The sequence below is a fragment of the Paraburkholderia sp. BL6665CI2N2 genome (genome assembly GCF_004366535.1).
Lineage (GTDB): Bacteria > Pseudomonadota > Gammaproteobacteria > Burkholderiales > Burkholderiaceae > Paraburkholderia.
In genome coordinates this window covers 2856049-2882580 of sequence record NZ_SORC01000001.1, presented here as the reverse complement: position 1 = coordinate 2882580, position 26532 = coordinate 2856049, and the positions used below count along the sequence as shown (strand labels likewise).

General features: G+C 63.1%; 26 protein-coding genes. 15 read left to right on the top strand and 11 right to left on the bottom strand.

Features of this window, described 5'->3' with window-relative positions:
- Positions 1 to 38 precede the first annotated feature (38 nt).
- Entirely contained in the window at positions 39 to 758 is a 720-nt protein-coding gene (locus tag B0G81_RS12790; RefSeq protein ID WP_134135953.1) for a ribonuclease activity regulator RraA, read from the bottom strand.
- 480 nt (positions 759 to 1238) lie between these two features.
- Here B0G81_RS12790 and B0G81_RS12785 point away from each other — a divergent pair, with 480 nt between their 5' ends.
- A complete protein-coding gene (locus B0G81_RS12785) occupies positions 1239 to 1751 on the top strand; it encodes a response regulator (protein ID WP_106280663.1) in 513 nt (170 codons plus the stop codon).
- A gap of 137 nt (positions 1752 to 1888) precedes the next feature.
- Here the strand turns inward: B0G81_RS12785 and B0G81_RS12780 are convergent, their stop codons facing one another.
- Both B0G81_RS12780 and B0G81_RS12775 read right to left on the bottom strand, forming a co-directional pair.
- On the bottom strand, positions 1889 to 2452 hold the full coding sequence (locus B0G81_RS12780; protein WP_106280665.1) for a Fur family transcriptional regulator: 564 nt from the start codon (positions 2450 to 2452) through the stop codon (positions 1889 to 1891).
- A gap of 139 nt (positions 2453 to 2591) precedes the next feature.
- The gene (locus tag B0G81_RS12775) at positions 2592 to 3218 is read right to left on the bottom strand and encodes a glutathione S-transferase family protein (protein WP_134135951.1); all 627 of its coding nucleotides are present in this window, start codon (positions 3216 to 3218) and stop codon (positions 2592 to 2594) included.
- Between the two features lie 215 nt (positions 3219 to 3433).
- Between B0G81_RS12775 and B0G81_RS12770 the strand changes: the two genes are divergently transcribed.
- Positions 3434 to 5128 (top strand): ATP-binding domain-containing protein, encoded by a 1695-nt coding sequence (locus tag B0G81_RS12770; RefSeq protein ID WP_134135949.1) that lies wholly within the window; start codon positions 3434 to 3436, stop codon positions 5126 to 5128.
- 16 nt (positions 5129 to 5144) lie between these two features.
- Here the strand turns inward: B0G81_RS12770 and B0G81_RS12765 are convergent, their stop codons facing one another.
- On the bottom strand, positions 5145 to 6092 hold the full coding sequence (locus B0G81_RS12765) for a phosphoribosyltransferase (RefSeq protein ID WP_134135947.1): 948 nt from the start codon (positions 6090 to 6092) through the stop codon (positions 5145 to 5147).
- Positions 6093 to 6364: 272 nt separating this feature from the next.
- Here B0G81_RS12765 and B0G81_RS12760 point away from each other — a divergent pair, with 272 nt between their 5' ends.
- Entirely contained in the window at positions 6365 to 6907 is a 543-nt protein-coding gene (locus tag B0G81_RS12760) for a molybdopterin-dependent oxidoreductase (protein WP_134135945.1), read from the top strand.
- Positions 6877 to 8727 carry an ATP-binding protein gene (locus B0G81_RS12755; RefSeq protein WP_134135943.1) on the top strand — a complete coding sequence of 617 codons (1851 nt, stop codon included), beginning with the start codon at positions 6877 to 6879 and terminating at the stop codon, positions 8725 to 8727. Before B0G81_RS12760 ends, B0G81_RS12755 begins: the two co-directional genes overlap by 31 nt.
- Before the next feature lie 81 nt (positions 8728 to 8808).
- Here B0G81_RS12755 and B0G81_RS12750 read toward each other — a convergent pair whose 3' ends face one another.
- The 3 genes from B0G81_RS12750 to B0G81_RS12740 form a co-directional block, all read right to left on the bottom strand.
- Positions 8809 to 9663, bottom strand: a complete 855-nt coding sequence (locus tag B0G81_RS12750) for a helix-turn-helix domain-containing protein (RefSeq protein ID WP_116121330.1) — start codon at positions 9661 to 9663, stop codon at positions 8809 to 8811.
- 294 nt (positions 9664 to 9957) lie between these two features.
- Positions 9958 to 11298, bottom strand: a complete 1341-nt coding sequence (locus tag B0G81_RS12745; RefSeq protein WP_116121331.1) for a type II toxin-antitoxin system HipA family toxin — start codon at positions 11296 to 11298, stop codon at positions 9958 to 9960.
- A gap of 2 nt (positions 11299 to 11300) precedes the next feature.
- Positions 11301 to 11555: a helix-turn-helix domain-containing protein gene (locus tag B0G81_RS12740; RefSeq protein ID WP_116121332.1), complete on the bottom strand. Its 255-nt coding sequence runs from the start codon at positions 11553 to 11555 to the stop codon at positions 11301 to 11303.
- A 265-nt stretch (positions 11556 to 11820) separates the two neighbouring features.
- Between B0G81_RS12740 and B0G81_RS12735 the strand changes: the two genes are divergently transcribed.
- The 6 genes from B0G81_RS12735 to zwf all read left to right on the top strand — a co-directional run bounded on the left by B0G81_RS12735 (position 11821) and on the right by zwf (position 18143).
- Positions 11821 to 13161, top strand: coding sequence for an FAD-binding oxidoreductase (locus B0G81_RS12735; RefSeq protein ID WP_134135941.1), 1341 nt, complete (start codon positions 11821 to 11823; stop codon positions 13159 to 13161).
- A 35-nt stretch (positions 13162 to 13196) separates the two neighbouring features.
- Entirely contained in the window at positions 13197 to 13829 is a 633-nt protein-coding gene (locus B0G81_RS12730) for a C39 family peptidase (protein WP_134135939.1), read from the top strand.
- Between the two features lie 97 nt (positions 13830 to 13926).
- Complete coding sequence (locus tag B0G81_RS12725; protein WP_106280683.1) at positions 13927 to 14178, top strand: hypothetical protein; 252 nt, start codon at positions 13927 to 13929, stop codon at positions 14176 to 14178.
- Between the two features lie 94 nt (positions 14179 to 14272).
- Positions 14273 to 15379, top strand: a complete 1107-nt coding sequence (locus B0G81_RS12720) for a potassium channel family protein (protein ID WP_166678985.1) — start codon at positions 14273 to 14275, stop codon at positions 15377 to 15379.
- Between the two features lie 45 nt (positions 15380 to 15424).
- Positions 15425 to 16360, top strand: coding sequence for a bifunctional Delta(1)-pyrroline-2-carboxylate/Delta(1)-piperideine-2-carboxylate reductase (gene lhpI / locus B0G81_RS12715; protein WP_134135937.1), 936 nt, complete (start codon positions 15425 to 15427; stop codon positions 16358 to 16360).
- A 301-nt stretch (positions 16361 to 16661) separates the two neighbouring features.
- Entirely contained in the window at positions 16662 to 18143 is a 1482-nt protein-coding gene (zwf, locus tag B0G81_RS12710; protein WP_116121336.1) for a glucose-6-phosphate dehydrogenase, read from the top strand.
- A gap of 353 nt (positions 18144 to 18496) precedes the next feature.
- On the opposite strand, the gene B0G81_RS12705 is transcribed toward zwf, so the two are convergent.
- The 4 genes from B0G81_RS12705 to tssJ form a co-directional block, all read right to left on the bottom strand.
- Entirely contained in the window at positions 18497 to 18976 is a 480-nt protein-coding gene (locus B0G81_RS12705) for a DUF2778 domain-containing protein (RefSeq protein ID WP_134135935.1), read from the bottom strand.
- Positions 18977 to 19353: 377 nt separating this feature from the next.
- Positions 19354 to 20133, bottom strand: coding sequence for a type IVB secretion system protein IcmH/DotU (gene icmH / locus B0G81_RS12700; RefSeq protein ID WP_106280691.1), 780 nt, complete (start codon positions 20131 to 20133; stop codon positions 19354 to 19356).
- Positions 20130 to 21476: a type VI secretion system baseplate subunit TssK gene (gene tssK, locus B0G81_RS12695; protein WP_106311647.1), complete on the bottom strand. Its 1347-nt coding sequence runs from the start codon at positions 21474 to 21476 to the stop codon at positions 20130 to 20132. The genes icmH and tssK overlap by 4 nt, the downstream gene beginning before the upstream one ends.
- Before the next feature lie 107 nt (positions 21477 to 21583).
- Positions 21584 to 22210 carry a type VI secretion system lipoprotein TssJ gene (gene tssJ, locus B0G81_RS12690; protein ID WP_106280917.1) on the bottom strand — a complete coding sequence of 209 codons (627 nt, stop codon included), beginning with the start codon at positions 22208 to 22210 and terminating at the stop codon, positions 21584 to 21586.
- A gap of 363 nt (positions 22211 to 22573) precedes the next feature.
- On the opposite strand from tssJ, the gene B0G81_RS12685 reads away from it, so the two are divergent.
- From B0G81_RS12685 to tssE, 5 genes are all read left to right on the top strand, one after another.
- On the top strand, positions 22574 to 23257 hold the full coding sequence (locus tag B0G81_RS12685) for a tetratricopeptide repeat protein (protein WP_134135933.1): 684 nt from the start codon (positions 22574 to 22576) through the stop codon (positions 23255 to 23257).
- A 36-nt stretch (positions 23258 to 23293) separates the two neighbouring features.
- Complete coding sequence (tssB, locus tag B0G81_RS12680) at positions 23294 to 23842, top strand: type VI secretion system contractile sheath small subunit (RefSeq protein WP_106280696.1); 549 nt, start codon at positions 23294 to 23296, stop codon at positions 23840 to 23842.
- Positions 23843 to 23856: 14 nt separating this feature from the next.
- Positions 23857 to 25347 (top strand): type VI secretion system contractile sheath large subunit, encoded by a 1491-nt coding sequence (gene tssC, locus B0G81_RS12675; protein WP_012426790.1) that lies wholly within the window; start codon positions 23857 to 23859, stop codon positions 25345 to 25347.
- A 75-nt stretch (positions 25348 to 25422) separates the two neighbouring features.
- The gene (locus B0G81_RS12670; protein ID WP_020070381.1) at positions 25423 to 25926 is read left to right on the top strand and encodes a type VI secretion system tube protein Hcp; all 504 of its coding nucleotides are present in this window, start codon (positions 25423 to 25425) and stop codon (positions 25924 to 25926) included.
- A gap of 85 nt (positions 25927 to 26011) precedes the next feature.
- Positions 26012 to 26491, top strand: coding sequence for a type VI secretion system baseplate subunit TssE (gene tssE / locus B0G81_RS12665; RefSeq protein WP_007176945.1), 480 nt, complete (start codon positions 26012 to 26014; stop codon positions 26489 to 26491).
- Positions 26492 to 26532: the final 41 nt, after the last annotated feature.

The following is a 26532-nucleotide window of genomic DNA, read 5'->3' as shown; positions in this document are numbered from 1 at the left end:
AGACCATCCACCATCACCCATCGCCGCGCCACGTCGTCTCATGCTTGCCGTTTCCGCTTCCACGCTTCATAAGCGGCTTTGGTCGCTTCGTTCGGCGGATAAGTGCCGGGCAACGCGGCGCCGTCACGAATCCGCTCGGTTAGAAACGCTTCAAGTTGCTCCTGTTCGGCGGCGGCTTGCGCGACCTCTGCCGCCATCTTCAGCGGGATCACCACCACACCATCCGCATCGCCGACAATCACGTCGCCCGGAAACACCGCAACACCGCCGCAGCCGATCGGCACATTGATATCCACCGCGTGATGGCGAATCAGGTTGGGCGGCGCGCTCGCCCCCGCGCAAAACACCGGTATGCCGAGCGCCGCGATCGTCGTGCTGTCCCGTACCGGGCCGTCGGACACCATGCCCGCCACGCCGCGAACCTGCAAGCGTTGAGTCAGGATCGAACCGAACGACGCACTGCCGCGTTCGCCGCGACAATCCTGCACCAGCACATGGCCGGCCGGAATCGTTTCGACACACTTGCGCTGCGCGTACTCGGGATCGGCAAACAGCTCGAGCACGTCGATGTCTTCACGCGATGGAATGTTGCGCAGCGTGAACGCCGGCCCGACCAGATTGGCGCCGCTATGCGCGGCGAGCGGCGCGACGTCGCGCATGAATGTATTGCGCAGGCCGCGTTTGAATAATTGAGTCGTCAGCGTGGCAGTGCTGACCTGGCGGAGTGCTTCGAGCGTAGCGGGGTCGAGATCGGACATGGTGTCGGGCGGCCTCAAGGTTGGAAGCGCAAACGGGGTATGGCGACCGGATGCCGCGCGGCGCCGCGGCGGCGCAAAGTTCGGCGCGGTCTGCGCCCACACGATGATAGCGCCCCAGACATCCGGCAAGCCAATCTGCGCGTCGAGAGACTTTCGTCGGCCGCCGGGGCCGGCGAGGCACGCAACGTGCTGTAGCTGGTGTGGATGTGCATGCAGGCGGCATCAATCAGGTTGCCGGCATCGCGCAAGAAAAGGAAAGGGAAAAGAAACGTCGGGCGGGAGAGGCCGTGCGAATGGGGTTTGCGCGGGCCGCCACGGCGAATCGGGTCGGCATCGGAGAGACGTGACTGTGGCACCGAGGGCCGGTTTTTCATCGGCGTGCAATTTTGGCGCGTTACTGTGCGCGCGCGTTGGCGCCTGGGCCATGCTTTACAATCTTGGGCCTGGTTGCAACTCCGCGCATGAAATCGAGTCGGAACCATGAATAGCAATAGCGCAGCCGCGCACATCGGCGGCAAGCAGCAGGGCGAAACGTTGGCCAAGTCGGACGGCCTAACCGGTTTTTTTGAGCAACAACGGAAAATGAACGGAGCATTGAGACTCGATCAGGCCACGATCGTGCTCGTAGAAGACGACCCGGACAGCCGGGAATCGTTGACCTTATTACTCGAAGCAGAAGGCGCGCATGTCGTCGCTGTGGCGGATGCGGAAGAGGGCGTGGAGGCGGCACTGCGATTGTTGCCCGACGCCGTGGTATGCGATCTGGAACTGCCCGCCATGGACGGTTTCTATCTGATCCAGCGCTTGCGCGACCACGAGATACGCGGCGACCATCCGCCATCGGTTGCGGTGGCGCTCACCGGCCACACTGACGACGCTTACCGCTTACGCAGCATCGGCGAAGGCTTCCAGCATTTCATGACCAAGCCGGCTTTGCCCGAAGATCTCGTGACGCTGCTGCACGATGCGATTGACGCTCGCGCAGCGGGCTGAATCAGGCTTCGATCAAGCGGACGAATTCGCGGCGCGGCTTGACAGCCGCGTCGCGAGACGCCGTATCTTCAGATGCCTGGCTTGACGGCAAAGCGGGGCGGAGTGCGGTTCGCGAACGTCGCCAAACGTCGACGCCGTTACTTGACGGCCACAGGCGTTGCCGAATCCTTGCTCGACGCCGCGGCTTCCAACGCCTGGCACGCAGAACACAACCCCTTCAATTCGATTTCATCGCTCGCGAGACGGTAGCCCGAGTCTTCGATTTGCGCGACTAGCGCCTGGCGCAGTTTCGGCTGATGCAATTCGGTGACGTTGCCGCACTGCTGGCACACCACCAGGATGCCGTGCTGGCATTGCGTCAGATCGTGGCAGACGGTGAAGGCATTGATCGATTCGATGCGATGCACGAGCCCCGCCGAGAGCAGAAAGTCCAACGCCCGGTACACCGTGGGCGGGGCCGAGCCGGGATGGATCTGGCGCATCTCGTCGAGCAGCGAATACGCTTTGGTGGCGCGCCCGGAATTCAGCAGCAATTCGAGCACCTTACGGCGGATCGGGGTGAGCTTTTCGCCGCGTTCGCGGCAATATTCTTCCGCGAGTGTCAGCGCGGCTTCCTGCGAAACACCGTGTGTGTGCCCGGGCTCATCCGAGTGAGCGGAGGCGGCTTTGTCGGCGGTCGCGGCGGGTTTGGCGGTCTTCATGCGTCGATTATAAAGGCCATCGCGTCTCGCTGTAGCGGCGCGCAATTCGACCGGTCGCCGCCCTGGCCATGCGCGGCATGATCAGACAGTCGGGCGCGTGGCCGGAGCACGGACCACGGACCACGCGCGAACTGACGGATCAGGTCAAAGCGAAGTCGACGTACTTCTTGAAACCCGTGCGCGTCGCAATACGCGAATACCAGCGTTCCAGATTCGGCAGCGGCGGACGCGCCACGCCGTCGAGTCCGAACCAGCGTTTGGCGTAGGCGCCGATCACAATGTCGGCCAGCGTGAACTTCTCCCCTTCGAGGAAGAAGCGCCCTTGCAGATGCGTGTCGAGCATGCGCCACAGCGCGGTGACGGCGTCGAAGTCGGTGGCGAGTTTGGCGGCGTCGCGCGCGGCGGCGGGCGTGCGCACGAGCGCCCAGAACACCGGGCGTTCGGCGGGCTGCAGCGTGGACAACGACCAGTCCAGCCAGCGGTCGATGCTGGCGCGCGCTTTCGGCTCCGACGGATACAGCAGGCTGCCTTCGCCGTATTGCAGCACCAGATAGCGCAGGATCGAGTTCGATTCCCACAGCACGAAGTCGTCGTCGACCAGCGTGGGGATCTTGCCGGTCGGGTTCATCGCGAGATAGTCGGCTTCGTTGTTACGGCCGAATTGCAGGCCGGCGTCGACACGGTTATACGGCAGCACCAGCTCATCGCAGCACCACAACACTTTCTGGACGTTGACCGAGTTGGCGCGTCCCCAGATCGTAATCATCCGGTAAATCCTTATTTTTACGTTGGCAAGCCGCGCCCATCGCGCGGCGTTCAACCGGTAACGATACACGATGAGCGCGATCCTGCTCGCCGCAGCGCCGCAAACGGGCGCATAAACACGGCGGCAGGCACGTCGCAAAAACGACGCCCCGGCAGCGATTCGGGAATGCATGCGCGTTGCGTACAATGAGCCCACCCGAATCCGACGAGGCACGCATGGCCCGCATTGTTCCCGACGACTGGAAGAGCCTCGCCGCGACCGGCGCCGCGGCTCGCGAACGCGAAACGCTGGCCTTGCTGGAAGAGGCGCTGCCCGATGGCTACACCGTCTATCACGGCGTGCACTGGACGCGCCTGAACCAGAACTTCTCGGTGTTCGGCGAAGCCGACTTCGTGATCGTCAGCCCGGCCGGACGCGTGATGATCGTCGAACAGAAAACCGGCTTTCTGCGTGAAACGCCGAAAGGGCTCGTCAAGGTCTATCTGCAAACCGAGCGCAACGTGGCGATCGCGCTCGCGCACACCATCGAAAGCCTGCATCGGCGCTTTACCGCCGCGTTTGGCGCGGGCACGTATTTCGTCGAGGAACTGCTGTACTGTCCGGACCACATCGTCAAGGACGCGGCGATCGCCGGCGTGAACCCCGCGCGGATCGTTGATGCAACGCGTAAAGACCGGCTCGCGGCGATCATCCGCGAAGCCTTGCCGGCGGATGAACCGCGTCTTGCCTGCGCGCCGAAAATCCATCACTTCCTAGCCGACGAACTGGCGCTCAGCCCCGACGCCAGCGCGCTGGTCGGCCAGGCGGGCACGCTCGTCACGCGGCTCGCGGGCGGTCTGGCGACCTGGGCGCGGCGGCTCGAGTTCGCGCCGTTCCGGCTGCGCGTGATCGGCACGGCCGGCTCGGGCAAGACGCAACTCGCGGTGCAGGTCATGAAGGACGCGGTGGCGCGCGGCCAGACGCCGCTATACGTGTGCTTCAACCGGCCGCTGGCGGATCACATCGCGCGAGTCGCGCCGTCCGAAGCGAAGGTGGCGAACTATCACCAGCTCTGCGACTGGATCGCGCGCGACGCGGGCCGCGCACCGGATTTTCAGGCGGGCGATGTATTCGATCAGCTCGAAACCACTTTCGCCGAAACGCCGATCGATCCGCGCTGGCAATTCGACGTGCTGATCGTCGACGAGGGGCAGGATTTCCAGCAGCCGTGGGTGACGGCACTCGAGCGTCTATTGCGCCCCAACGCGGCGTGGTGGTGGCTCGAAGACCCGCTGCAGAATCTGTATATGCGCGAACCCGTCGCGCTGCCCGGCTGGACCACGCTGAAGGAAACCACCAACTATCGCAGTCCGCGCGACATTCTCGATTACGTGCGCGACGTGGTCGGTGCTTCGGTTCCGGTCGCCGCGGCGCTCGCGTCGGGCAGTCCGTTCGACGGCTCGGACATTTCGCTTTCGGTCTACGACGAAGCGAATGCCGCCGAGGGCAGCATCGAGGCCACCAAACGCGCCATCACGCAGGCGCTTTCGCTCGGTTTTCGCAAGCAGGACATCGTGGTGCTGTCGTTTCGCGGACGCGAGGGCTCGGCAATGAGCTCGCTCGATCACCTCGGGCCGCATCGGCTGCGCAGTTTCACCGGCACGTACGATCTGTTCGGCAACCCGGAGTACCGTGAAGGCGACGTGCTGTTCGAGTCGATCTACCGCTTCAAGGGGCAGGCGGCGCCATGCGTGATCTTCACGGAGGTCGACTTCGAGGCTTTCGACGAACGCATCGCGCGCAAGCTGTTCGTCGGCGCCACGCGCGCCACGATGAAGCTGATCGTGGTTGCGTCGCAGCGCGCCGCGCGGCATCTGCACGTGCGTGACGGCAAGGACGGCCGCGAAGTGAAGGAAGCGAAAGAGGCCTAGCGCCCGGACGCTCGGGTCATGTCCACGCACGCGCGCCGACCAGCATGCCGGTTTGCGTGTGCGCATCCCACCAGATCACCCGCAAGAGCGGCGCCTGCTGCGCGATCAGCAGCGCCTGCACCGGATCGCTCTCGATGAAATGCGTGACGCCGCCGCGCAATGCGGCCGCGGCTTTGTGCGCGGCGCTGCCGGCGGGGCTCTCATCATGCGTGTCGGGCGTGCGCATCACCAGTTGCAGATGACCGAAGCCGTGGCGCGTCAACCATGCTTCGGTGCGCGCGCGATCCGCCTCGGGCCGGCCGGTGATGATCGTGCGAATCTGCTGCAAGTCGATCTCCGGCAGCTCCTCGAACGGCAGCAGCGCGTCGCGCTCGGTGAGCGCGGCGGCGAGATCTTCGTCGTATCGCGCGAGCGGCACGTCGGGTAGCAGAATGCCGTCGAGGTCGATCGCGTAGGTGGCGTATTCGTGATCGTCGGCCATCGCGGGCGCGGCGCCTGATTCGACGCGCGCCCAGTCGTCGCGATATCGCTCGGTGTACGCCTGGCGCTCCCACGGAAACAACGCGAAGTAGCCGCGCGCGTCGATCGCATAGTCGGGTTGCGTGCGGCTCAACTCGTCGACGGCGCCGGTCAGCGTCCTGACCACGAGACCCTGCTGCTGAAGAAACGCGATGCAATCGGTCAGCGTAAAACCGCGCCCGGCGATGTCCTCGCACAGCAGCACGGTCGAGCCCGCGGGCGGGATCGGCAGCGTCGAATCCCAGGCGACTGTGCGCGTCAGGCGGTCGTAGCGCAGAAAGGCGACCGGCGTGCCGACGGCGTGCGAAACCATCAGCGCGAGCGGCGCGCCGCCGCGCAGAATGCCGATCGCCATCGCGAAGCGCTCGGCCAGCAAGGCAGGCTGCAGCGATTCGATCCAGTGATCGAGTTGTTCGTACGTCAGGGGCAAAACCGGCTTGTTCATGACTCGTAGGGCGTGGCGCGTGTAGGGCGAGCGTCTCTGGCACGGGAGCGGCCGGTGGTGCTCAAGCGGCCGGGAGCCCTCGTTTTTGAGACAAAGAATTTTGGCGATATTATGCATGCGGTTCAAAGATCGCGCGTTGGGGTGACGCGCGGTAACCCGACGCGCGACGCGAAACCGCGGCCGGCGCAAGGGACAAGAAACAAGGCCAAAGGGGCGGCGGGCCGGCGACTTTCAAGCCGCCCGCTAGAAGAATAGATAACGGAAAAAATCACATGACCAAGTCGACCGCCAGGGTGTATGACCGACAACGCGCCGTTACGGGCGCGCGCTGGGCCGCGGGCCTCGTGCTCGCGCTGGCCGCCTGGAGCGCGCAGGCTCAGCCGGAGCCCACGCCTTTATCGCTCGACGTGCAAGGCAAGATCGGCAAGACTACCGACGCCGCGCACAAGATTTACCAGTTCACCGAGGCGCAACTGCTCGCGCTGCCGGTCCACTCGATCACGACCTCGACCACGTGGACGCCGCGTGCCACCTTCACAGGACCGTTGCTGGCGGATATTCTGAAGACAGTCGGCGCCAATGGCACCCAGGTCGAGATCCATACGCTCGACGACTATACCTACACCATTCCGGTGTCGGACTGCGATCGCTATGGCGTGGTCGTTGCGTACAGCATGAACGGCCGGCGTCTGAAGATCAGCGACTTCGGGCCGCTGTTCCTTATCTACCCGCGCGATGCGTACCCGGATGAACTCACCGGCGCCTCGGGCGATTCGAAATTCGTATGGCAGATCAAGGCCCTCATCGTCAAATAATGCGCCATCCGTGGCGGCGTGCGTTCTACGTGCTGATCTGGCTGACCGCGCTCGCGGCACCGGTCGGCGCGATCGGCTATCTGCTGTACGCAAATCTGCTCAACCCGCGCGCCACCGAGCAGCTGACCGGTTCGTACGACGGCTTCTACTGGGACGCCGCGCAATTGCAAATCGCCTACGCGCGCTTCGAGAATCAGCTACTGCTGTATCAGTCGGGCGTCGACGACGACTATCAGCGGCTGATGCTGCGTTATCAGTTGCTGCAATCCAAGCTGCACGTGATGGCCGGTTCCACGCGCCGGCTCACCACCCAGCTCTCGCTGCTGCAAAGGCAACTGGATGAAATCCATTCGCTCGATCAGCTGCTGGGCGGTATCGGGCCCGAAGTCGACGAGCTGCCGAAAGACCGCAGCCAGGCCAACCGGATCGTCGCGCAACTGCGTCAGCATTGGAACGAGGTCAACGATCTCGCGCTGAGCCGCCGCTTTGCCGATGTTGCCGATCGCGAGGCGATGAACCGCGACTTCATCAACAAGCGCCGTATGCTGTTCGCCGGCGGCCTGTTGCTGCTGTTGCTGTCGGCGGCGGCGACGCTGTTGCTCGTGCTGAACGGCCGGCGTCGTACACGGCTGATGCATCAGCAGCACGCGGCGCTCGAGGCCGAGCACCAGGCGAGCCGCGCCGCGCGCGAGGCGAGTCACGCCAAGGACGCGTTTCTCGGCATGATCAGCCACGAACTGCGCACGCCATTGCATGCGATCGTGTCGTCGATCGAATTGCTGGGCTTCAACTATCACTCCGAGGCGGATCGCAAGGTGATCCAGCGGCTCGAAACCGCGGGCCGGCATCTGGAGGCGCAGATGAAGGATCTGACCGACTACGCGCGCCTCGGCGCCGGCAAGCTCGAGTTGCGTCACGAGCATTTCGAGCCGCGCGAACTGCTGGCGTCGATCGTCGACGAACACGCGATGTCGGCGGCCGCACGCGGTTTGCAACTGGAGAGCGAGGCGGGCGGCATGAGCGGTCTGGTCGATTCCGATCCGCACCGCATTCGCCAGATCGTCAACAACCTCGTCACCAACGCGATCCGCTACACCGAAACCGGCACCGTGCGCGTGCAGTTGCGGCAACGGCCGGGGCTGCTGGTCTTCGTCGTCAGCGATACGGGGCCCGGCGTGCCGCATGCGCAGATTCCACTCATCTTTCAGGAGTTCACCCAGCTGGACGCGTCGCGCACGCGCCGTTTCGAAGGCGCGGGCATGGGGCTGACCATCGTGCAGGGGCTGGTCAAGCTGTTCGGCGGCACCGTCGAGGTGGCGAGCAAGGTCGGCGAGGGCACTACCTTCACCGTGACGATTCCGGTCACGCCGGTCGCCGCCGCGCAACCGCAAGATGTGGCGACGCGCGCCGAGCCTGGCGGCGCGCGCCCGTGCGTATTGATCGTCGATGACAACAGCCTGATCCGCGAGTCGCTCAGCGAAATGGTCGCGCACATGAATTTCGACGCGCACGCCGTCGCCACCGCCGACGATGCGCTCGCCTGGCTCGGCACTCGCCGTTGCGACGTGGTGTTGCTGGATCTGCATATGCCCGAGCGCGACGGCTATACGTTTCTCGCGGACTTTGCCAAGCGGGGCGGACCGTCCGCGGGCGTGCCGGTGATCGTGGTCAGCGCGTATGCGCCGGAGGCAGAAGTGACTGGGAAGGCGGAAGAGGAAGGCGGCTCGCAGCCGTTCTTCGATGCGTTATTAAAGCCGGTACATTACGAGGAACTCCGCAGCGCGTTGCAGCGGGCGCTGGCTTCGCGGCATACGGCGTGAGGCGAAGCGTGGGCGGCCGGGCGAAGGTGGGCATCAACCTGAGCACACGCCTTCAGCCGTTTGCCGGCGCGGGTGGATCCGCTAAGGCCGGTTCAGCCGCTTCGACAGATCGGCAACCAGGATCGCCATGCGCGCCGGCTTTTCATAGCACGCGACGTCGTAATTGCGGATCACCTGGCTGATCTCCGATTCGCTGGCCTTGCCGGTCAGCAATTCGCCGGTCAGCACGAAGATCGGCGCGTCCGGATTTTCCGAGGCGCGCACCGCGCGAATCGCAGCCGCCGAGGTCTGCGCGCCGAACAGCCAGTCGATCACGATGCCGTCGAACACCTGGGTTTGCAACTGGTCGGCAAACGCCGCGAGTCCGTAGATCGCCACCGCGGCGAAGCCGCTGCGCTCCAGATAGTCGCGCAGGTTGTCGGCGCTCGCCTGGTCGTCGTCGACTACCGCGATGGTGGGCTTGTCGGTTTCGGCGCGGCGCGGATAGATCTCGATCTTGTGGACCTCGTACGCGCTCTGGTAAAGCGTGCCGTCGTGGCGTGCCACGCGCCATTGACCGAGCCGGGAGTACGCGACAAATTCCGGGCGGCTGCCGGCCTCGAGCGCGGCGCCGACCCAGGCCGTACAGGCCAGTTCGATCGCGCCGATGCTGAACACGGCTTCCTGGGCGATCGCGCCGACCATGCCGGGATCGAGCGATTGCGCGCCGAATAGCTGGGCGGCCGGTTCGCCGAACACCTCGGCGACCTTCTTGATTTGCGAGAGCGTCCACGGGCTGTTGCCGCGCAACTTGCGGTGTCCCTGCGAAAAACTCAGATCGAGGATGCGGCACAGTTCCGTGGTCTGCTGGCGTTTGCCGATTCCGTGCCGGCTCATCAACTCGCGCACGCGCTCGGCGACTGCGATGGAGTCAGGTGAGTGTGTTTCGTTGGCCATGCTGCGTGAGAATCCGCCGTCTTAAAGGGTATTGGGGGAGTGCGATACGACAGGCATAGCGCGACCATGCACATGCAATGCGCAAAGACGCGGCGTCGCAGGGGACAGCAAATGTACCGTAAAAAGTATCGCAGTCTGTCGTTTTGTACGACCGCCGTCTGGCCCGTCGATGCGAGAGTCGAAACGGGCCGGTTTGGCGATCTTTTTATGCATTGAGCATCAATGTATTTTACCGATGAAACCTCGCTGCATCTAAAGAGAAATATGTCAGGCGATGCCGGCCGTACGAAATGTCTAGCCAGCAGACATCGTGCCGAGCTTCGCTGCCGAGTTTTTCAGGCCTTTGAAAATCCGTTCGGCGACCCTAGCCGGAAAACGTTCGGGCAATTCTGCGGAGACCCGCTCGATCACGCCGGGCGTCTGTTCGATCAACCGTTGAATCAGCGGTTCCGCGTCCGCGCCGTACGAGCACTTCAGCGCCATGGTGTTGAAGTGGCGCCGCTGCACGTCGCGAAACGCGTCGTGCTTGCTGCGCGACCACATGCCCATGGCGAGTCGCGCCTTGAACCACGACCACTGATTCGGGCCGCTGCCTTCCACCGGCCAGATCGACATCACGTCGTAGAGCGGCGTGAGGCGATAGTGGCCACCCGCGAGCAGGCGAATGCTGAAGTTCTTGGCGTGGCCGTCCGGCGCCGCCAGCATCCAGAACAGAATCTGGCTTGCCAGCAGCGTCTCGATGTCCTGCCGCGCCTCGACCGACTGCTGCAGAACTCGCGCGAGGTCGAGCACGCCCGGGCCGCCTTCGTTTTCATATTTGCGATGCGACGGCACGCCGTACACCTGGCAGAAGTCTTCCTGCGGCAGGCGCAGCAGCCACTGCCCGCTCGAATGCATTTGGCGGTCGAAGCGCTCGACACTCAACACCCGCTGCTTGCCGAACGTCATGATCTCCGTGTTGGCGACGGGCAGGCCGTAAGCCTGCAGAATCCGCAGACAGAGCCATTCGTTTTCAACCGAAGTACTGAGATCGGCGAGCTTGTTGCCGACCAGGCCGAGCGGCAGCTTGAAAATGTGCGTGGTGGGCGTGGCGCCGTGCGGCCGCTGCCATTTGCCGTCATGCCACAGCAGCGCGGTTTTTTCCTGCGCGCCGGCGAGCGAGATGCGGAACTCGTCCGCCTCTTCGGGCGCGCCGAAAGCCGGGTTGCTGACCGTGCGCGCGAGCAAGGCCTCGATCTCGGCCTCCGTGAGCGGCGTGCCCTCGATCCGTTCGACGCCTTGCGGCACATCGTCTTCCGCAAGCAGCTGGACGGCGCCCACGCAGTCGCGGCCGATGGCTTGCAGCAGATCGAACGCGTCGAGCGTCTCGGTCTGGTAGCGCTGGGCGATGCGCTTTCTGATCGCCTCGCTGTCGGGCAGCAGATTGTCGAAATAGTTGAGCACGCGCGGACCTTTGTGCGCCAGATCGCCCGGTGTGAACGGCAGCGACAGCGACAGCGGCCGTCCCGCGGGCGATGCGACCCAGGCGGGCTCGTAGGCGAATTCCATGGGCCCGCGAGCGGGCAGGCGCCAGACGCCGACGCGCTCGCCATTCGCCCAGACCGAGAGTGCGCGCGAGTGAGTTTGCCGTCCCATGCTTACCACTCGATCAATGGCGTGGGGTCGGGCAGCGTCTGGCTCTTGTCGCGCAGTTGCAGCTGCAGACCGTAGGCGCCGCACAAGGCCAGCAGTTGTGCGAGGGTGAGAGCGGCAGCGTCGCTTTCGAAGGCAGAGATGCGGCTCTGGCTGACGCCGATCCGCGCCGCCGCCTCGGCCTGCGTGAGGCCGGCTTGCCGCCGGCTGGCGGCAAGCAGCCGGGCGACCTGGTCCGGTGTGGCGATGAGATTCAGCATGGCAAATTATCTGTGAAACGAATAAATGCACTTTATGCGTGACACGCATATTTGTCAAATATTCGTGTCACGCATATTTTGCGAATATCTGTTTCGCGAATAAAATGCAAATATGCGTCTGGCGAATAAATGGCGTGAAGCCAGCGCGTACGCCACCGCCGCGCGCCTTTGTCCGCCTGCGCCGCTGGTCATCGGCCATCGCGGCATTGCGGACAAGCAGGCCGCCTGCGAAGATTATGCCCACACTTAAAACCTGCCCGCCCTGATGACCACGACTTACCCGCTGCACGCGAACCTCACTTCCGCCGACCAGGCATTTCCGAAGCACGCCGATGTAGTGATTGCCGGCGCCGGCATCATGGGCTGCGCGGCCGCCTACTATCTGGGGCGCCGCGGCCTTTCGGTGGTGGTGCTCGACAAGTCGCGCATTGCCGGGCAGCAGTCGTCGCGGGCGTGGGGATTCGTGCGTCAGCAGGGCCGCGAGTCCGCCGAAGTGCCGCTGATGATGGCCGGCATCCCGCTGTGGAAAACACTCGAAAGCGAGCTGAATTTCGATCTCGAATGGCGTCAGGGCGGCTGTCTGTACGTGGCGACCGGCGAAGAGGACTGGGCCTCGTTCCGGCAATGGATGGACGTCGCGCGTCAGCACGGCCTCGACACGCGCACGCTCGACCGCAAGCAGATCGACACGGTCGTGACCGGCATGCACGCGCCGGCGCTCGGCGGCCTCTACACGCCAAGCGACGGCCAGGCGGAACCGCGCCGCGCCGCGGCGGCCTTTGCGGCGCGCGCGAGGGAATCCGGTGCGCTGTTTTTCGAAGGCTGCGGCGTGATCGGCGTCGAACGCGCGGGCGGCGCGATTGCCGGCGTGATCACCGAGCGCGGCCCGCTGCGCACTTCGCGCTTCATCTGCGCGGCGGGCGCGAGCAGCTGGCGTTTGCTCAAAACGCTCGGGCTCGAACTGCCGCAGCAGGCGGTGCGCGGCACCTGCATGCGCACCAATCCGCTGCCGCGCATCACCGCGTCGACGTTCTGGGGCCACGGCCTCGGCGTGCGGCAGCGCGCGAACGGCGCGATCAATCTCGCCGACGACATGCAGGTCGATGTCGACATGACGCTTGGCCATTTCCGCGCGCTCAAGTGGTTCTTGCCGGAGCTGTGGGCGCAGCGCGAGAAGTTCAGCTTCCATCTGAACGGCGCAAGCCTGCGTGATCTGCGCGAGCGTTTGCCGGGCGGCGTGCCGAAACACGAGCGTGTGCTGCATCCGCGTGACCCGCATCCGCAGCCGAACGTGGGCCACGCGCCGCGGGCGTTGAAAAAACTGCGCGCTTTGTTTCCCGCGTTGAAAGACGCGCAGGTGGTCGAATCGTGGGCCGGCCTGATCGATGTGTTGCCCGACGGCATTCCGGTGATCGACGCGCCGCCGCAGGTCAGTGGCTTGACCATCGCCACCGGCTTTTGCGGCCACGGTTTCGCGATGGGGCCGATCGTCGGCAAACTGCTCGCGGAATTGAACGACGGCGGCCAGGCGTCGCTCGATCTGTCGGCGTTCCGCTTGCAGCGTTTCTTCGACGGCACGATGCAACGGCCTCGCAGCATGCTGTAAAACGCTTCTGTCGCAATCCTTTTCTCGCACCACCCATGAACGAAGCGACTTTGCGCCACGTCGGCGTGCCGTACTACACGCAATGGGGCAGTCCCGAATGGGTCGGCCGGATCGTCGAGCAGCACAGTGACCCGTGCGCCGATCCCGGCTGGCAGCGCAGCGGCTTCTCCGATCCGGAGCGTTACCGCTTCTGGGCTAAGCGGCTGTGCGGCCTGACGTGCCTCGAGTCGGCGCTCGACTATTGGCGCATCGATCACGCGCCGCGCGCCGCGCTGCTCGACGAAGCGTTGCGGCATGGCGTGTACCGCATGCGCGAGGATGGCGGCGTCGATGGTTTGATTTACCGGCCGTTTGCCGAGTGGGTGGCCGGCGCGTTCGGCGTTCGGGTCGACGTGCTGCCGCAAGCGCCGCTCGAAGACGTGGCCGCGCGGCTGAACGCCGAGACGCTGGCAATCGTCTCCGTGAGCCCGGAGATCCGCTATCCCCAGCGGCCCAATCAGCGCCAGGGCGGTCATCTGATCCTGCTGCACGGACGCGGCCGCGATGGCGTGTGGTTCCACAATCCCTCGGGTATCGCGCCGCATCAGGCCGATGTGTATCTGCCATTCGACACCATGACGCGTTTCTACGCGGGACGCGGCATGACGCTCAGCCGGATCGCACGCTAGCCGCGGCGGGCGGCGTTTTTTGTCGCACGGTGAGCGGGGTGATCGGGCCCGTTTTCTGCTGATACGCGGTATCGACTCTAGTGTTACCGGAACCGCCATGAAACGAACCTACGCCCTCCTTGCTGCCAGCTTGATTGCTCTTGGCTCCGCTGCCACGGCGGACGCTGCCAGCCGCGACGAACAGACCAAGGCCTGCCGAGGCGACGCCATGCATTTTTGCGCCGCCGACATTCCCAACGAAGACAAGATCACCGCCTGCATGAAGCAGCACGTCGATGAACTGAGCCCGGCATGCCGCGCCATGTTCAAGGGCGGCAAGAAGGGCGCCGATAAAAATACGTCGCAGTGACAGCGGGGCGGCTTAACGTCCCGCTGTCGCGATCCGGCCCCGCGGCGCGTCCGGCGTCGTAGAATCGCTTGTCATCGACTGCGGGAGCCGCCGCGTGCCTGATTCGCCCAAGCCGGAGCCACGTCTGCCGCGCTTCCGTTTGCCGCGCCGTGCCCGCACGCCCTGGCAGGCGCCGCGCGCCCGCACGCTGTTCACGCGGCCGGCGGCGTCCCCGCAACGCATGCTGTTGCATCGCGTCTATCTGGTGGTCGGCCTGTGCGTGCTCGCCTTCGCCGTGCTCTATCTCGATCGGGACGGCTTGCGCGATGCCAACCGCAAAGTCCTCGGCATCGTCGATCTGATGTACTTCACGATGGTGACGGTAGCCACCGTCGGTTACGGCGACATCGTGCCGGTGACCGCCCGCGCGCGGCTCATCGACGCCTTTTTCATCGTGCCGATCCGCATCGTCATCTGGTTCGTGTTTCTCGGCACCGCCTATCAGTTCGTCATTCAACGCGTCATCGAGGAATTCCGCATGAAACGCCTGCAAAAGCAGTTGCGCGATCACGTCGTGATTTGCGGCTATGGATTGAGCGGTTCGGTCGCAGTGCGCGAGTTGCTGGAAAGCGGTTTCACCGCGGAGGCGATCGTCGTGATCGATCCGCAGCAGGCGGCGCTCGAAGCGGCCACGGCGCTCGGCGTCGCCGGTCTGCTCGGCGATCCGTCGCGCGAGGATCTGTTGCAACAGGCGCAGGTGCAGATCGCCCGCGCGGTGATCATCGCCGTCACCGACGACGCCACCGCTATCCTGCTCACGCTGACCGTGCGCAGCGTCGCGCCGCAGACCAAGATCGTGGTGCGGATTCAGGAGCAGACCTACCAGCGGCAGTTGCGCCAGGCCGGGGCGAACGTGATCGTCTCGTCGACCAAGATCGGCGGCTTGCTGCTTGCCGACGCGGTGGACAGCGAATACATCGTGCCCTTCGTGAACGACCTGTTGTCGGCACGTGGCCGTGTCAACCTGGTCGAACGTCGGGCGACGGCGCAGGAGATCGGCCGCTGGAGCAATGCGCTGCCGGGCGCGGTGGTGGTGGGTCTCGTGCGTGCGGGGCGCGTGCTGTCGTTTTACGAAGACGAACCGTGTCCGATCGAGGCGGGCGATCTGTTGATGCTGATCCAGTCGTCGCGGCAGCCGAATGAGACGCCCGCCGCCTGCTAGCCCATTCGAACTCAAACTTTTGCCAAACACCGGAACAACCTGCCCATGACCCAGCCGACCACGCAGACTTTCGACGCCGCCGCGACCACGCGGCTGATTCCCTATGCCGCGCTTGTCGATGCACTCAAGCGCGCGACCATCGACTATGCACAGCGGCGCATTGCGAGTCCCGAGCGGCTGGTCGTGCCGCTCAACGAGGACGGCATCATGCTGTCGATGCCGGCCACCGCGCCCGATCTCGCGATCCACAAGCTGGTCAACGTATGCCCGGCCAATCGCGCACACGGCCTGCCGACCATCCACGGCAAGGTGATGGCGTTCGACGCCGACACCGGCGAGACGCTCTTCATCCTCGATGGCCCGACCGTGACGGGACGCCGCACGGCGGCAATCTCGATGCTCGGCGTCGACACTTTCGCCGCGGCAACGCCGCGCGAATTTCTGCTGATCGGCACCGGCACGCAGGCGCTCAACCATCTGGAGGCGATCGGCGAACTGTTTCCCGACGCGCGAGTGTGGGTCAAGGGCAGCGCGCCTGCGCGCGCCGAGGCGTTTTGCGCCGCGCATCAGGGCAAGGCGCGTGATCTTCAGCCGCTGATCCAACCCGGTGCCACGATCCCCGACTCGGTCGATGTAGTGATCGCGCTGACCACGAGCAGACAGCCGGTCTACGACGAGGCGGCGCGCGCGGAGCGCCTCGTGATCGGCGTCGGCGCATTCACGCCGGCGATGGTCGAGATCGGCGCGCGCACCCTCGGCGAAAGCGCACTTTTCGTCGATGACGAAGCCGGCGCGCGCCACGAAGCCGGCGACTTCATTCAGGCGGGCGTCGACTGGGCTCAGGTCGGCGGCATCGCTTCGGTGCTCGAGAATGCAGCGTCGTTGCCGCAAAAAAAACCGATCGTATTTAAAAGCGTCGGCTGTGCAGCGTGGGATCTGGCGGCGTGCCGCGTGGCGCGCGAGGCGTTGTCAGGAGGTTGAAGGCTTGGAGAAAAAACCCACGTGAGAGGGCCGCGCATGGCCTGCGGGGCATGCTTTGCGGCAGGACAGGGCGTGCCCGCCAACACCGAAAAAGGTCCTGAAAACAGGCCTTTAGCGCGCCAGGTTGGCATATTGCGCGAACCTGAGGCACATGTTGCCGTGCAAACAATCTCAAAACGTTGCACCATAGGCGTTTGCCAGAAGAAGTGCCGGTGCGCCGGCACCGCGCCGCTGCTTTTTTCTGCCCGCTTTTTTCTGCCGTTCACCGACGCCTTATCCCTCACGACGCTGCGACCGCGCTATGACGACCCAACACGCTTCTGCCACTCCCGACCTGCCGCTCGACATGATCATCTTCGGCGGTACCGGCGATCTGTCGTTTCGCAAGCTGCTGCCTGCGCTCTACATGGCGCATCTGCACTGCAATCTGCCGCCGAACACCCGCATTCTCACGATCGGCCGCAAGCCTTGGTCGCGTGAGGAGTACATCAACGAATTCATGGAGCTGAAGGCGAAGCCCTTCATCGAAAAGAAAGCGTTCGATGCCGGCGCCTGGGACAAATTTCTCGCGCTGTTCGAGTACGTGCGCATGGACGTCGACTCGGTCGAAGACTATCAGCGCCTGAAAGAAGTGTCGCGCGAAGGCGTGCGCCGCGTGTTCTATCTCGCGACGTCGCCGGATCTGTTCACGAACATCTGTGACAACCTCGCCGCCGCGGGCTTGATCGACGCCAACTCGCGCGTCGTGCTCGAGAAGCCGCTGGGTCACGATCTGGCCTCCGCGCAGGAAATCAACACGGCGGTCGGCAAGCATTTCAGCGAAGCGCAGATCTACCGGATCGACCATTACCTCGGCAAGGAAACCGTGCAGAACCTGATGGTGCTGCGCTTCGGCAATCCGATTTTCGGCCCGCTGTGGCAGGCGCCGTATATCAAGAGCGTGCAGATCACCGTGGCGGAAACGGTCGGCGTGGGCAGCCGCGCGGGCTTCTACGATAAAACCGGCGCGCTGCGCGACATGGTGCAGAACCACTTGCTGCAATTGCTGTGCATCGTTGCGATGGAGCCGCCGGTGTCGCTCGACCCGGACGCGGTGCGCGACGAAAAGCTCAAGGTGCTGCGCTCGCTGCGTCCGATGACCCCCGAGGACATCGCGCGCGATACCGTGCGCGGCCAGTACACCGCGGGCGCCGTGGACGGCGAGGCCGTGAAGGGTTATCAGGAAGAAGACAACGTGCCGGCGGGCAGCCGCGCCGAAACCTTCGTCGCCTTGCGCGCGCATATCAACAACTGGCGCTGGGCGCACGTGCCGTTTTTCCTGCGCACCGGCAAGCGGATGCAGAAGAAGGTGTCGGAGATCGTTATCGAATTCGCCGAACTGCCGTTCTCGATTTTTCCGAAGGGCGGGCGCAATTACGGCAATCGTCTGGTGATCCAGTTGCAGCCTGAAGAATCGATCCAGTTGCAGGTGCTGGCGAAGGAGCCAGGCAGCGGCATGCACATGCTGCCGGTGAATCTGAATCTGGATTTGCAGCAGGCCTTCACCGAGCGTCGCGCGGAAGCGTATGAGCGTTTGCTGATCGATGTGATTCGCGGACGCCTCACGCATTTCATGCGGCGCGACGAACTCGAAGCGGCGTGGGCATGGGCCGAACCGATTCTGGAAGGCTGGGGCAAATCCGGCGAAAAGCCGCGCGGTTATACGGCGGGCACGTTTGGGCCGGCGGCTTCGACGGCGCTGATGGCGCGTGAAAATGCGGTGTGGGCGGAAGAGTCGCAATAAGCGGTTTTGAACGCTGGATGGCAATGCACGCAGGTGCTGGCGAGCCGCAAAGTTGGCAGCCGAAGCCTATCGCCTGCTGGACAGACGCTTCGATGCGAATACGCTTATGAATCCGACAAAGACGGCGGCGGCGAGATAACCCGACACGAAAAGGAGAGAGTTAGTCCACGCCTCGATATCGTAGGCATCTGGCGTCCAGTCGGGATACAGGGAACGCAGCAGCCATCTTACGAAGTCCGCAAGCCATAGCGGTATTTCAAACGAAAGCTGTTGCGATCCCCAGGCGAAAGCTGTCCCCAGTGCGAACCAAACGGCCAGCGAGCTAATGCACCATTGAAGCAATCGCGCAGGTTTCATCGGACCTCGACCCGCCCGTATGCTCGCATGTCACCTCCGGGCACCTGCATGGTGGGTTTGAACGCGCGGATATAACGTTGGAGTCGCTCAAAATCAGCCGGACTCTTCACGGTGATGCAGCCTTCGCTGAGGCGCCTTTCACCCTCGGGGTGAAGGCGAAACTGGCCTCGCCGAATGCCGTGGGTCATTGTGATATCGCCGCCGTGTGGATTCCAGAGCATGAACCACGTGTGCCGGTCAGTACTACCCGCGTGTTCGGCGATAAAATCTCGTAGCCCGCCCAGGCGTCCGCCCGATTGCCGGTCGACTAGATAGTACGTGCCGGGGGGAATGGGGCCCACATCCACATCGGCCACATCGTCAGGATTGTCCCGACCTATCTTCTGCCCTGAGTAAGCCTCGACCTCGCCGAAGCCCGAGCAAACCAACCGCGAAGTTTCTTTTCGATTGAGAGTGAAGCTACAGAACACGGGCATTGTTTTTTCCGTAGTCGGGAGAACCTCCTTGTAGCATTGCTCTTGCACGTCTGTACATAGAACGAGCGCATCCTTGACGTTGTTTTACACAGGCCGATTCGATACGCATATCAAGGCCGTCGAGGACGAAAGCGAGCCCGCGCGATGATGGGTCACAGAGTTCCTATAGTCCGCGTCGAGGGAGTGAGTTGCTGTCGGTACGTGGATTTCTAGCCCGAGGAAGGGGCAGGCCCAACGGGGCTGGCGGCATGAAGAGGCGAGGGCCGCGTGCCGCGAGCGGTGCGAACGCCCATTTCAGCCACATTGTCCATTTTCAACCGATGAAGAAAAACCCGCGCAAGCGGGCTCTCTTATTCCATTGATCGACGCGTTGATGCTTAAGGCAACGAAATCGTCAACGTAGCCGATTGCGGACCGAGCTTGACCACCTGCGAATACGGCGCGAGCGAACGCAAGGTCTGATCGCGCAGATAAGTATTCAGGCCGAGATAAGCCAGCAATCCCACCAGCGCGAACACCGCGCCGATCGACCACAACGGCACCTCGCGCTTCAGACGGTGCGCGACCTGATCGGGCAGCGGCCAATGCGGCGCGAACTGCGCGCGCTTGCCCTTCAGATGCGCGATTTCGTCGCCGATGCGCGCGGTCAGATACGCGAGCTTCTCCGGTCCTTCGAGCAGATACTTACCCTGATAACCGAGCAGCAGGCACATGTGAAACACCTCCAGCGACTGCAAGCGTGCCGCGCCTTGTGCGCGGCATTCCTCGAGATACTGGAAAAATTTCTCGCCCGCCAGTTGCTCGCCGAACAGCACCAGTTGCAGCGGCCGGCGCTCCCATTCCGTGCGGATCCTGAAGGTGGACGACAACACCGATTCGTCGATGGCCGCGCAGAACGCAAACTTCGACGCGTAGACATCTTCGGCCGACGCATTGAGCTTCTTCGCCCCGCGCTCGAAGTCGCCGAGGAACTGCTGGATGCGCTGGCTGAATTCCTGCGCGTCGCCGGGCTCGCGGCCGTTCTTCAACAGGAACAACATGAAGAAACCGTCGTACAGCAGATCGAGCAGCGAGCGGACCTGATAGCTCGGCTCGGTGATCGGGGCGGGCGCGGCGGCAGGCGTGCTGCCGCCAAAGAGGGATGGCGCGTAGCTCATGATGTGACGGCGATCAGTTCGAGTTGAAGATCGTTGATGCCCGACGGCGCGTAGATCATTGCCGATTGAGCCTGCAACATACGGTCATACAGCGCGCCGCGCGATTCGAACGAGAAGTAGCACGCGCCCGGACGCACCGGAATGGCGGGCGGCACCTGCGGCGTGTAGACGAGCCGCACGCCCGGCATGGCCGAGAGCACCAGCTTGTCGACGTCGTCCGGCGCGCCGACCTTGAAGCGCGCGGGCACGGCTTCCACGAGCTCGGCGGTCGGCATATCCGCCGATACCGCGATGTAGAACATGGTCTTGTCGTCGATCTTGCCCGAGTCGAGCCGGCCCGCATGGAACGACGGACGCACTTCTTCGAGCGCGATCGCGAAGTAGCGCGTGGAGATCACGGTTTCGAGCAGATCGCGCAGGATCGTGTCGAGACGCGCGAAGCCGGGGCCCGGATCGTCGTGGCGATACGCCGGCAGGTCGGAGAGCGCGTAGCCCTTCGAAAACGTCATCAACTGGCCGGCGAGCCGCAGCAGTTCCTGAAACAGGCGTTCGGGATGCAGCGCCGAATGCTGGTACAGATGCGCGAGCGAAGCGAAGGCCGCGCTCGCGGTATGCAACAGCCAGAACGAGGCGATGTCGCCGGAACGGAACTCGATGATGTTCTTGGTCGGCTCGCGGTGAAAACCGTATAACGCGTTGACCTTGGCCTGCAAGGCGTCGATCAGTTGACGCAGGCGCTGATGCAGGATCGGCGAGGCGTCGATAGCGAGGCAGGGCGGCACGAATGTGTCGTCGATTTCGAACCCGCTCGTGGCGGTGCGGCGTACCCGCACGAGCGGCACCGAGAGCAGTTGATCGCGCGGCTCGCTATGCGCGATCAGCTTGACGCTGGTCTTCAGGAAGGTGATGTCGGCTTCGGCGGCGTCGGTGAAATGATCGGCCACCGGCGTCTGTTCGCTGACGTAACGCGACACGAAACCGGCGTTGCTGTCCTGCGCATAGTTCGCACCGGTTTCGCGCAGCGGATGCAGCGCGAGATAAAACGTGAATTCGTTGATGCCGTCGGGAAGCGTATCCAGCGCGATGGGCGGCGGCAGGTCGTCGGCCTGAGGCGCGGAGTAGAGCGCGCCGTCGGGAAACACCAGCGAGAGTTCGCTCACGCGCAGCACATTGCTGCCGAGCGCGTCGCGATCGAAGCGCGCTGAGCGCACGCCCCAGTTATACGGCTGGATCGCCTGGATCGACTCGAACAGGCGCGCCTCATGATAAGCGTCCTGACGCTGAAAATGCTGCGGCCTCAGAAACAGGCCTTCCCCCCATAGCACTTTTGCCGAATAACTCATCTCAAACCCGTTATATGCGTTCTGCGTGTGGCGCACCCGGAGATAACCGATTCGAGCGCCGCATTGTTAATTGCTTAAAAATGTTAAATCGCATTTGACCGGCATCTTTATCCGCAGCTTACCGACGAAAGCATATTTAGCGCTTGCGCGGGCAGTCCCTGGTCTGGCGGGATCACCGTGCCATTGGTCACCGTCATTGCACAGTTATGCAGGCCGATCATTATGCCGGATTTCTCCGACTTCGCCGGGTCGAAGGCGAATTTCCAGCGCTGCATCGCCGGATCACGGAATAGCGCGACGATACCGAATGCCTGCGCTTCACGCGAGACTTTTTCGGTAACAACGTAGCGCTGGCCCGGGATCAGCGTTACTTCACGCACGCCCAGCAAATCACCGCCCAATACGGTCTTTTCCTTTGCTGGATCGGTAAATGCGTCGAACGGCGCCTGCTGGAATGAAGTCGGGTCTTTCAGTACGTAAAGCCGCACCACCAGCGCCAATGGCCGTTTGTCATTCGCGGCATTCAGATTCGACGCTGCATATAAGGTGAGGCCGAGATTGCGCGGCGGTTTCTGGGCATCAGGCAGATCCGGCTTGCCGAGGCCGCTTGCCTGCAAAGCCGCGTTGGCAGCGGCTCCGAGCACCGTCACGCCGGCCGCGCAGCCGCCCAGAAGCGCGCAGACCGCCGCATTGGCGATCAAAAGCGATGCATAGCGAATAACACGCGAATTCATATACATCGACCGGCTCGGCGCCGTCCCCCGTCAAAACATCAATAACGAACTCAATCCGGCAAATTTGTAGCCACGCTATGCCACTTAATGCCGCGATATGCAAAGCGCTTGTAATTGCCGGCTCTACCGGGCCGGCAGCCGGCGAGTGGAAATTTTTTCCGGTATCCCCTGTGCTGCTATTGCGCCAGGAAACAATTTCTGCATGTTTCGTTTAAATGATCCGCATGCATTTTTTTTGTGCAATCCTTCTTCACACGAAAGTTGAATTATCGAAAATTGGCCTGTACTATACCCGCGCACTTCAAGCAAAGCAAAACTCCGGTTTCTCCTTGAATTAAAAAATTCGCACGTCGGTGAAAAACGATGAATGAGCGTCTGTTAGTAAAACTATCTGGGGTTGTGTTGGCATGCGGCGTGATGGCCGGTTGCGCAACACAGGGCAACAACGTGGCGACCACACCGGAGGCTTTTAATAAGCAACTCGCGGATGCCGATACCGTCGCAAAGGGCGGCGATCAGGATCGCGCTATCGCGCTTTACCAGCAGCTTTCCAAATCCGATCCGACGCGTGAAGAACCGTGGTCGCGTATTGCGCAGATCCAGTTCACACAAGGTCATTACGGTCAGGCAATCGTGGCCGCGCAAGAAGCATTGCAACGCGATCAGACCGATCGTCAGGCCAAGAGCGTGCTCGCGGTGGCCGGCCTGCGCGTCGCCACGCAATCGCTCGGCGAATTGCGTCAGGACGCGTCGCTCGCGGGCGACGCGAAGTCGGATGCGCAAGCGCTCGCCAAGCAACTGCGCGACACGCTCGGCGAAGCCACGCTGTTCCCGCCCGACCCGAGCGACAAGCCGGCGGCGAAGAAGAAGCGCGTGGTTCGTCACGTTGCCAAGGGCAAGCCGGCAGCGGATACGCCTGACGCCACACCCGGCGCCACGACTCCCGTCGCCGCGCCGCCAGCGCCCGCTGCGCCGGCAGCGCCTGCAGCACCCGCCAAAGCGGCGCAAAGCAGCGGCGCGTCCGATCCGTTCAGCGCGCTGCGCTGATCCACACGCCTGATCCATCAGCACCGGGAGCCGACGATGGCGAAGAAAGAAAGCATTCAAAAACGCTTGCAAAAAGTGCGGCCGCCCCGCGTTCAGTTGACCTATGAGGTCGAGCGTGGCGATGCGATCGAGGTGAAGGAACTGCCGTTCGTCGTCGGCGTGGTCGCCGATCTGGCGGGGCAGTCCGAAGTCGAGCAGCCGAAGCTGCGCGATCGCAAGTTCGTCAATATCGACCGCGATAATTTCGACGACGTGATGAAAGCGATCGAACCGCGCGCCGCGTTTCAGGTGGAAAACCGCCTGAGCGAAGCCGGCGGCAAATTCGCGGTCGACCTGCGTTTCAAGTCGATGGCAGACTTCAATCCGGACGAAGTGGTCGCGCAAATCGAACCGCTGCGGCGCCTGCTCGAAGCGCGTTCGAAGCTCGCCGATCTGCGCAACAAGCTGGCCGGCAACGACAAACTCGAAGACCTGCTGAGCGAAGTGCTCAACAACACGCAGCAGTTGCAAACCCTGGCGAAAGACCAGAGCAACGCGGCGGACCAGCACGGCGGCGCGCCGGACCACGACAAGCAGGGCGAATAAGCACGGGGTGTGAGATGAATCAGCAAACGGCAGCAGCCCAACTGGCGACCGCGCAAAGCGGTACGGAATCCACGCTGCTCGACGAGATTGTCGAGAAGAGCCGCGTGGCGAAGTCCGATTCCGAGCACGCGCGCGCGAAAGACCTGATCGGCGAACTCGTGCATCAGGTGCTCGACGGCACGGTGGTGGTGTCCGATAACCTGTCGGCCACCATCGACGCGCGCGTCGCCGAACTCGACCGCCTGATCTCCGCGCAGTTGAGCGCGGTGATGCACGCGCCGGAATTCCAGCGCATGGAAAGCACGTGGCGCGGCCTCGACTATCTGTGCAAGGAAAGCAACACCGGGGCAACGGTCAAGATCAAGGCGCTGCATGCGCCCAAGCGAGACCTGGTGCGCGACTTCAAGACCGCCATCGAATTCGATCAGAGCGCGCTGTTCAAGAAGATCTACGAAGAAGAATTCGGCACCTTCGGCGGCTCGCCGTTCGGCACGATCGTGGGCGACTTCGAAGTAACGCGTCAGCCGGAAGACATGTACTTCATCGAACAGATGTCGCACGTTGCCGCGGCCGCGCATGCGCCGTTCATCGCGTCGGCGTCGCCCGAACTGATGGGCCTCGATACCTTTGCCGACCTCGGCAAGCCGCGTGATCTCGGCAAGGTGTTCGACACGGTCGAATACGCGAAGTGGAAGTCGTTCCGCGACGCCGAAGATTCCCGCTACGTCGGTCTCACGCTGCCGCGTTTTCTCGGCCGCCTGCCGTTCAATCCGAAAGACGGCGCCACGGCGGAGGGTTTCAACTTCGTCGAAGACGTGGACGGCACCGATCACAGCAAATACCTGTGGTGTAACGCAGCGTGGGCATTCGCCGCACGCCTGACGGCCGCATTCGACGACTTCGGCTGGTGCGCGGCGATTCGCGGCGTGGAAGGCGGCGGCTTGGTCGAAGATCTGCCCACCCACACCTTCAAGACCGACGACGGCGAAGTCGCGCTGAAATGCCCGACTGAAATCGCGATTACCGACCGCCGCGAAAAAGAACTGAGCGACCTCGGCTTCATTCCGCTCGTGCACTGCAAGAATTCGGACTACGCCGCGTTCTTCGCCGCGCAATCGGTGCAGAAACCCAAGAAATACAGCACCGACAGCGCGAATGCCAACGCGGTCCTGTCCGCGCAATTGCAGTACATCTTCTCGGTATCGCGCGTCGCGCACTACCTGAAGGCGATGATGCGCGACAAGATCGGCAGCTTTGCGTCGGCACAGAACGTCGAAGTATTCCTGAACCGTTGGATCTCGCAGTACGTGCTGCTGGACGACAACGCAACTCAGGAGCAGAAGGCGCAGTTCCCGCTGCGCGAGGCGTCGATTCAAGTCTCGGAGATTCCGGGCAAGCCTGGTGCGTATCGTTCGGTCGCATTCCTGCGTCCGCACTTTCAACTGGATGAGCTGTCGATCTCTTTGCGGCTTGTCGCTGACCTGCCGAAACCGGCTAATTCATAAAGCAAAGCAAGTCAGCTGGCCTGGGCTGGCCGCCCGGGTTGGCTTAAAACCACCTCTTTGGGGAGTCGATGAGTTATGAAGGATATCTATTTAAAATTCGGCAATCCGGCGATCAAAGGCGAGTCTGCCGATAAGGATCACGCTGGCTGGATCGAAATTGATTCGTGGAGCCACTCGATCACGCAACCGCGTTCGGCAACGGCTTCCACGGCAGGTGGTCACACCTCCGAGCGCTGCGAACACGCCGATATGCAGTTCACGAAAGACATCGACGTGGTCAGCCCGCTGATCTATCAACACGCGTCGGGCGGCACGACGTTCGACGAAGTCACGATCGACTTCATGCGTTCGGACGGCGAAGGCAATCGCATCAAGTACCTGGAAGTGAAGCTCAAGTACGTGATCATTTCGAGCGTGACGCCGAGTGTGGTGGGTGAAGGCCTGCCGACCGAACAGTTCTCGCTGAAGTACGCTGCCGTGCAGTGGAAGTACACGCAGCAGAAGATCGGCGGCAACCAGGGCGGCAACGCGCAAGGCGCGTGGAGCCTGACGAAGAACGACAAGACGTACGCGGTCTGATGCACGGGCGCACGCGGCGCGCGCGGCTCGGAAGAGCTGCCGCGCGCCGGGTGCGCCGCGCATCGATCCGCTTCTTCGGACGCTGATGAAACGCTTCGAACCCAGCTTTCTCGACAAGCTGTTCGACGACGAACCGCATCTGCCGGCTTCCCCGGCGATGCGGCAATTGTCGTTGGATGAATTGAAGAGCACCGTCGCGCGCGACGTCGAGGCGATCCTGAATACGCGCATCGCGCTGACCGAACACGAACTGGCGGCGCTGCCGGAATGTCAGCGCTCGGTGCTCACGTACGGCCTGAACGACTTCGCGGGTTTGAGCCTCGCGAGTCATTACGACCGCACGTTCATCTGCAAATCGATTCAACAGGCGATTGCGCGGCACGAGCCGCGCTTGCAGCAGGTGGCGGTCACGCTCGAATTGAACGAACAATCCACCAATGCGCTGAACTTTGCGATTCAGGCGCTGCTGGTGGTCCATCCGGCGGAAGAACCGGTGAGTTTCGATGCAATGTTGCAGCCGTCCACGCTGCAATACTCCGTTACGCGCGCACGCGCGAAGTTGTAATGGGTGATTTTCTGTCGGTGTTTTTCTGAGTAGTGGTGTTG

What these genes read in the sequence shown, in the direction of transcription:
- B0G81_RS12790 (WP_134135953.1), bottom strand. Translation starts at nt 758, where the DNA reads ATGTCCGATCTCGACCCCGCTACGCTCGAAGCACTCCGCCAGGTCAGC.
- B0G81_RS12785 (WP_106280663.1), top strand. Translation starts at nt 1,239, where the DNA reads ATGAATAGCAATAGCGCAGCCGCGCACATCGGCGGCAAGCAGCAGGGC.
- B0G81_RS12780 (WP_106280665.1), bottom strand. Translation starts at nt 2,452, where the DNA reads ATGAAGACCGCCAAACCCGCCGCGACCGCCGACAAAGCCGCCTCCGCT.
- B0G81_RS12775 (WP_134135951.1), bottom strand. Translation starts at nt 3,218, where the DNA reads ATGATTACGATCTGGGGACGCGCCAACTCGGTCAACGTCCAGAAAGTG.
- B0G81_RS12770 (WP_134135949.1), top strand. Translation starts at nt 3,434, where the DNA reads ATGGCCCGCATTGTTCCCGACGACTGGAAGAGCCTCGCCGCGACCGGC.
- B0G81_RS12765 (WP_134135947.1), bottom strand. Translation starts at nt 6,092, where the DNA reads ATGAACAAGCCGGTTTTGCCCCTGACGTACGAACAACTCGATCACTGG.
- B0G81_RS12760 (WP_134135945.1), top strand. Translation starts at nt 6,365, where the DNA reads ATGACCAAGTCGACCGCCAGGGTGTATGACCGACAACGCGCCGTTACG.
- B0G81_RS12755 (WP_134135943.1), top strand. Translation starts at nt 6,877, where the DNA reads ATGGCAGATCAAGGCCCTCATCGTCAAATAATGCGCCATCCGTGGCGG.
- B0G81_RS12750 (WP_116121330.1), bottom strand. Translation starts at nt 9,663, where the DNA reads ATGGCCAACGAAACACACTCACCTGACTCCATCGCAGTCGCCGAGCGC.
- B0G81_RS12745 (WP_116121331.1), bottom strand. Translation starts at nt 11,298, where the DNA reads ATGGGACGGCAAACTCACTCGCGCGCACTCTCGGTCTGGGCGAATGGC.
- B0G81_RS12740 (WP_116121332.1), bottom strand. Translation starts at nt 11,555, where the DNA reads ATGCTGAATCTCATCGCCACACCGGACCAGGTCGCCCGGCTGCTTGCC.
- B0G81_RS12735 (WP_134135941.1), top strand. Translation starts at nt 11,821, where the DNA reads ATGACCACGACTTACCCGCTGCACGCGAACCTCACTTCCGCCGACCAG.
- B0G81_RS12730 (WP_134135939.1), top strand. Translation starts at nt 13,197, where the DNA reads ATGAACGAAGCGACTTTGCGCCACGTCGGCGTGCCGTACTACACGCAA.
- B0G81_RS12725 (WP_106280683.1), top strand. Translation starts at nt 13,927, where the DNA reads ATGAAACGAACCTACGCCCTCCTTGCTGCCAGCTTGATTGCTCTTGGC.
- lhpI (WP_134135937.1), top strand. Translation starts at nt 15,425, where the DNA reads ATGACCCAGCCGACCACGCAGACTTTCGACGCCGCCGCGACCACGCGG.
- zwf (WP_116121336.1), top strand. Translation starts at nt 16,662, where the DNA reads ATGACGACCCAACACGCTTCTGCCACTCCCGACCTGCCGCTCGACATG.
- B0G81_RS12705 (WP_134135935.1), bottom strand. Translation starts at nt 18,976, where the DNA reads ATGCCCGTGTTCTGTAGCTTCACTCTCAATCGAAAAGAAACTTCGCGG.
- icmH (WP_106280691.1), bottom strand. Translation starts at nt 20,133, where the DNA reads ATGAGCTACGCGCCATCCCTCTTTGGCGGCAGCACGCCTGCCGCCGCG.
- tssK (WP_106311647.1), bottom strand. Translation starts at nt 21,476, where the DNA reads ATGAGTTATTCGGCAAAAGTGCTATGGGGGGAAGGCCTGTTTCTGAGG.
- tssJ (WP_106280917.1), bottom strand. Translation starts at nt 22,210, where the DNA reads ATGAATTCGCGTGTTATTCGCTATGCATCGCTTTTGATCGCCAATGCG.
- B0G81_RS12685 (WP_134135933.1), top strand. Translation starts at nt 22,574, where the DNA reads ATGAATGAGCGTCTGTTAGTAAAACTATCTGGGGTTGTGTTGGCATGC.
- tssB (WP_106280696.1), top strand. Translation starts at nt 23,294, where the DNA reads ATGGCGAAGAAAGAAAGCATTCAAAAACGCTTGCAAAAAGTGCGGCCG.
- tssC (WP_012426790.1), top strand. Translation starts at nt 23,857, where the DNA reads ATGAATCAGCAAACGGCAGCAGCCCAACTGGCGACCGCGCAAAGCGGT.
- B0G81_RS12670 (WP_020070381.1), top strand. Translation starts at nt 25,423, where the DNA reads ATGAAGGATATCTATTTAAAATTCGGCAATCCGGCGATCAAAGGCGAG.
- tssE (WP_007176945.1), top strand. Translation starts at nt 26,012, where the DNA reads ATGAAACGCTTCGAACCCAGCTTTCTCGACAAGCTGTTCGACGACGAA.